Origin of the sequence: Comamonas sp. A7-5 (genome assembly GCF_039581385.1) — a bacterium.
In the GTDB taxonomy this organism is placed as follows: Bacteria; Pseudomonadota; Gammaproteobacteria; order Burkholderiales; family Burkholderiaceae_C; genus Comamonas; species Comamonas thiooxydans.
In genome coordinates this window covers 1-4,555 of record NZ_JBCPWO010000035.1, presented here as the reverse complement: position 1 = coordinate 4,555, position 4,555 = coordinate 1, and the positions used below count along the sequence as shown (strand labels likewise).

Below are 4,555 nucleotides of genomic sequence, written 5' to 3'. Positions count from 1 at the left end.
AGCGTGACAGAGGAGAAGTCAAGTCTGCGCGCTCCCTCAATAGCCTTCGACCAAAGGCATTTCCGTCCTATCAAACGCGACCATCACGCCCGTGGTGTTGGGGTCTATCTCGATAGGGGCGCCCCACAGTTCATTGGGCTTGGCGAAGGCGTTGACGATGTTGAACTGCCGCAACTCTTCCGGCGTCATCTTGATCAGCTTTGGATAGGGGTTGTTGTGGGCCTTCCAGTACCGGAGGAACGTGTGGCAAACGCACTTGTGGGCTGTGTGGATCGGTGATTCCTCGGTCATGGCGCGATTGTCTCAGAGCAGGTCACAGTGTCATGGTGTCCGAATGGAAGCTCCGAGAAGCTGATGGTGAAAAGAGTCAGTGGAGCTGTTGAGTAGTTGATTTAAACGGTATAAACGGTATGTCTAGTTTTCTTTAATATTCGTTATGCCAGTCCGTAAACAAAAATCGTCAAAATCCAAGATCGTCACGGCGGTCGAGGCCACCAGCACAGCAGCGGTACCCACAGCGCCTAAAGTAGAATCCTCGGCTCCAGCCCCTTCTGTGGTGGCAGCACATGAGGTTGTTGACGCCAAATCCAAGAAACCGAAGCTGGTGCGCGATAGCTTCACCATCCCGAAGAATGAATACGAAGGGATCGATGCGCTGAAACTGCGAGCTGCCCTGCAGGGCCATTTGGCCAAGAAAAGTGAGCTGCTGCGGGCAGGTCTCAAGCTATTGTCCACTTTGGACGACAAGCAACTGCTTGCGGCTTTGGAGACTGTGCCTTCGATCAAGACGGGACGCCCTGTCAAGACAGAAGAGGTGGCTCCTAGCCCTCGCAAAGTGTCGGTGAAGTCCAAAAAAGCAGCTAAAGCGTCCTAAGTTTTAGGTGTGAATGAAATGTGGCAGGAATTCCTGCCACATTGCTAACGATGTATCACCCGCTAACGTTAGTGCAAGTGGTGTTGAATCCAGCCACAGAGTAGGGTTTGGAGCTTCGTCAGGGGCATGTCGTGCAATGGCGCGGCGAGGGCTAGCTCTTCGAGTTGCAGCAGGGCATTTGCGCGATTGATGCGCTGTTGTTTTGACAAACGCTCTCCCCGGTCCAGCAGCCTGTTGATCTCGAGTTGGTCGTGCTTGCGCAAGGCATGGACGATCTCTTCTAGCCGCCACGCACACAGGTCGCTCTTTTGTTGGCCATGTTGTGCCATGTCTTGTACCGCGCGGCACAACTCCAGCAGCTCAATATGCTGTGCATCCAGTACAGGGTCGCGCACGCTCATGCTGTACGACCATTGAGGGATGACTTTCATCGGCGAACTCCTTGCGCTCCCTGTACACAGTCACAGCACGGGGCCAACCAAATTCAATTTACGCGCTGCTTCAGCGGTTTATGTCATACCGGTGTGACGATCTCCAGAAGTTTTACCGATGCTTGCACTGAACGGTTGGCTTCAAGGCAGCTGCTGCCGTTGGATTCCCGATTGGCGTCGTCAGCAGTGCTGCGCTTGTCGCTCAGAATGGTGCAGGGGAGCGCACCACACCTACCGGGCCTATTCCGAAATACACGAGGCAATCCTCACGGCTGGTCACCAGTAGCCATCCCGGGTGGGCTTCTTCTCTCAGTAGCCTTGAACGAGAGGCATTTCCGTTTCATCGACCGCAAGCATCACGCCCGTGGTGCTGGAGTCGATTTCAATTGGGACGCCCCACATTTCATTGGGCTTAGCGAAGGCGTTGACGATGTTGAACTGCCGCAGCTCTTCCGGCGTCATCTTGATCAGCTTGGGATAGGCGTTGTTGTGGGCCTTCCAGTGCCGGAGGAACGTGTGGCAAACGCGCTTGTGGACTGTGTGGATCGGGGATTCATCGGTCATTGCGCGATTGTCTCAGAGCAGGGCGCGACTCCTGGGCGTATGACTGGGAACGGCCAGAAGTAGTCCTTGGAGGCATTCTCGCAAGTGACCGCTTTAGGCTGATCTGAAATCCTTTTCTCCTAGCGAGAAAGCCTCGCGCGCTCAACCACTCAACTTATCTCACTCTTGGGCCAGAAATTATCGCACCGCACTTCACCACGGGGTGAGGAAGTGATCAACAAGCATTGCTATAAATGCAAATCGTTCTTAATTTACTTTCATGTTAGAGTGCCTCCTACATTGAGTTTGGCTATCAAGAAGTAATATTTATTGCATGGATTAACTGCGGTGCATGCATCTAACACCTGAGTTCAAGAGGCCATATGTCTAGGGAGAGCGCGTCACCTGTCACTAAATATGTCATCCCTATGGATGAGGTGTTGACTCGGACAGCGCTATCAAAGTCGATGCTCTACAAGCTTTTGCGGCAGGACAAGTTTCCTCACCCAACGCCGATGAGCAATAGAAGCATTGGCTGGTTCGAGGCTGATATCGAAAACTGGCTACAGGCTAGAAAAGCGGCTCGCCAAGTCCATCTCGCACTCCCTCTCGTCTACATGGCGGGCAGGATGGGAGAGTCTGTAGACAACAAGAAGCCAGGCGGGGACTTTTCTTGCTGGCGAATCTTCGATGTTTCCAAATCCAATGCCCTCGGTGATTTAGAAACGGAAAGTTCGGAAGCTGACGTACTGATCGCGCCGCCGCAAGAAATGGTCTTTTATGGAACGCGCACAAGGTTCATGTACTCGGGTCCATGGAAGACCAGAGGCAGCGACCACGGGTACATGCATGGAGTGACTCCGTGCTCGCCTGACAGAGCACAGAACGCCGCATACCGTGGAGCGCTCCAAGGCATTTCTCGGGCTGATGTAGTTGTGGCCTATCTTGAAGATCTGGAAGCCTACGACACTCTGGTTGAGATTGGTTACGCCAGGGCGGCCGGTAAGAGGGTGATAGTGATTACTTCACCGGCACTTCATAAGCCACCGCTTAACGATGGGTGGAGTCGCAGGTTCTGGTTTGCTATCCGGGCTGCGGATCGGCACATTGAATTGCCAGACCGCCCCGGTAGCACGTCAAAGGAGCACTGGCAATTGGCTCATGCACAAGCAGCAATGCTGGTTGCGGAGTGGTATCCAAACACTATGGTCTCTACCACCTAAAGCCTTGCCCATACCCAGGTTGCGAAGGCTTTTTGAACATTACCAAACAGGGGCTGCACAATTGAAAGCAGTCAGGTAAAAATCGTCTGCAACTTGACGAATAAATTCTCTTGTCAAAGATAATCAATCAAAGAACCTCTGTAAGAAAAACTCCATTTATCTCGAACTTAAAACTCAGATAAAAAAGAGAGTTTAAATGATACCTGTCAGCATCGCATATCTGACAGCTTGTGCTCTGGTTCTGACCTGCATTTTTCCGTAAATATTTTTTACATGTGTTGCCACAGTCAATGGGCTGATTTCCAGGTAGGACGAAATCTCTTGAGTGGTTTTTCCTTGAGCTATCAACTTCAATATATCTATTTCTCTTTCAGTCAGTGACTCAAATTTTTTATGCGTGAAGATTTTTTCTCCCTGCATAGCTGCATTAAATATTTTTGGAATGATTTTTTTCGCCACCCGGGGAGATATCGCAGCTCCACCATTGGCTACTTCCAGCACGGCCTGCAAATAGCTTCCAAACCACGAATTCTTCACCAGGTATCCAACAGCGCCTCTCTTAAGAGCATCCATGGCCGCATCGTCGCTTTCACTTGCAGAAATTGCGATGCATAGCACGTCAGGCCTTTTTAGCTGGATGGACTCCAGCAGCTCAGCTCCTTGGCCTTCGCCAATAGACAGGTCGATGAGGAGTACGTCGAACTCTTGAGAAAAGACGTTCTTGCGAGCCTCTTTGTAGCTGGAAGCCTGCCCTACCAGAAGAGTGCGCGGGTCACGCATGAGCTCCTGCGCGATCACGTTCCTGATGTGCCTGTCATCATCGACCAGAAAGACTCGCACAGGTTGGCTCTGCTGACCTTTCATGTCAGACGGCCACATGCCACCGAAGGCAATAGATGTGCCTTCAGCTCTGCCGACGTCAGACCGCGAACTCATAGATGCGTCGGATAGATACATGTGACACCCCAGCAAGTAAATAGATTGGTTGGCAGTCACGCGAAAAATAAAATCTCCTTTTTTTAAAATCCACTAAAAGTAAATAAAGAAATACGTAGTTTATATTTTTACAAATTAAAACTCCAATACATGGTATTGATTGAAGTAGATGCATGAAAAATAGATGTAAACCCTTTGTTATTGAAACAATGGACATGAAAAATAAACAGAAATATAGATTACTTTTTTTAACAATGTAAGAATTTTCCCATAGATGCTATTTATTCAATAGCGCACCATGCACAAAACACAATAACGCAATCATTTTTTATTGAATTTGTTTTGTTAAGAAAATATTTCTAAACAGGGTATTACTGTTTCTTAGTCATTTTCTGAAACTGGCCTTACCGAACGCTTGTTTTGGAGCGTAACCAAGCACTCCAGAACTTGTTGACGGTTAACAGGGGCCTTTTGCATATCTGCAAATGGTCTTTGGCTCACACACACTCTCTCTTTCACTTGTCTGAAAACTCGCTATTCAAAGGAAC

Annotated in this window: 6 protein-coding genes; 2 read left to right on the top strand and 4 right to left on the bottom strand. The window is 49.6% G+C overall.

Features of this window, described 5'->3' with window-relative positions:
* Positions 1-36 precede the first annotated feature (36 nt).
* Positions 37-291 carry a hypothetical protein gene (locus AAIL67_RS24525; protein WP_343485379.1) on the bottom strand — a complete coding sequence of 85 codons (255 nt, stop codon included), beginning with the start codon at positions 289-291 and terminating at the stop codon, positions 37-39.
* A gap of 145 nt (positions 292-436) precedes the next feature.
* Between AAIL67_RS24525 and AAIL67_RS24520 the strand changes: the two genes are divergently transcribed.
* Entirely contained in the window at positions 437-874 is a 438-nt protein-coding gene (locus AAIL67_RS24520; RefSeq protein ID WP_343485378.1) for a hypothetical protein, read from the top strand.
* 68 nt (positions 875-942) lie between these two features.
* Here AAIL67_RS24520 and AAIL67_RS24515 read toward each other — a convergent pair whose 3' ends face one another.
* Complete coding sequence (locus AAIL67_RS24515) at positions 943-1,305, bottom strand: hypothetical protein (protein ID WP_343485377.1); 363 nt, start codon at positions 1,303-1,305, stop codon at positions 943-945.
* Between the two features lie 309 nt (positions 1,306-1,614).
* Positions 1,615-1,869 carry a hypothetical protein gene (locus tag AAIL67_RS24510; RefSeq protein ID WP_343485376.1) on the bottom strand — a complete coding sequence of 85 codons (255 nt, stop codon included), beginning with the start codon at positions 1,867-1,869 and terminating at the stop codon, positions 1,615-1,617.
* Positions 1,870-2,231: 362 nt separating this feature from the next.
* On the opposite strand from AAIL67_RS24510, the gene AAIL67_RS24505 reads away from it, so the two are divergent.
* A complete protein-coding gene (locus AAIL67_RS24505; RefSeq protein ID WP_343485375.1) occupies positions 2,232-3,071 on the top strand; it encodes an AlpA family phage regulatory protein in 840 nt (279 codons plus the stop codon).
* Between the two features lie 192 nt (positions 3,072-3,263).
* Here the strand turns inward: AAIL67_RS24505 and AAIL67_RS24500 are convergent, their stop codons facing one another.
* Positions 3,264-3,950 carry a response regulator transcription factor gene (locus tag AAIL67_RS24500; RefSeq protein ID WP_059441808.1) on the bottom strand — a complete coding sequence of 229 codons (687 nt, stop codon included), beginning with the start codon at positions 3,948-3,950 and terminating at the stop codon, positions 3,264-3,266.
* Positions 3,951-4,555: the final 605 nt, after the last annotated feature.